The sequence below is a fragment of the Bradyrhizobium sp. Kon69 genome, assembly GCF_055807515.1.
In genome coordinates, this window is the sequence record NZ_JBVVOS010000145.1 from 1 (window position 1) to 382 (window position 382).

Below are 382 nucleotides of genomic sequence, written 5' to 3' on the forward strand. Positions count from 1 at the left end.
GTTCAAGGTCGACTCCGGGGAATACAAGCTGATGGGCCTGGCGCCGTACGGCCAGCCGGTCTACGCCGACAAGATTCGCGACGAGCTGATCAATATCCGTGAAGACGGCTCGTTCACCTGAACATGAAGTACTTCGAGTACCTGCGCGGTGAGCGCATGGTCGGCGAGGCATTCGAAGCGCTGTTCGGCGGGCCGATCCGTCAGCCCGAAAGCCCGATCTCGCAGCGCGAGTGCGACTTGGCCGCCTCGATTCAAAAGGTCACCGAGGAAGTGGTGCTGGGCCTGGCCACCGCCGCGATCAAGCAGACCGGCGAGCGCAACCTGTGCCTGGCCGGCGGCGTGGCCTTGAACTGCGTGGCCAACGGCGTGCTCAGCCGCTCGG

1 pseudogene is annotated in these 382 nt (G+C 64.7%); it reads left to right on the plus strand.

Going from position 1 to position 382, the window contains the following annotated elements:
• Window positions 1-382 (plus strand): annotated as a pseudogene (locus AC0L3U_RS38610) (carbamoyltransferase N-terminal domain-containing protein); the annotation flags it as partial.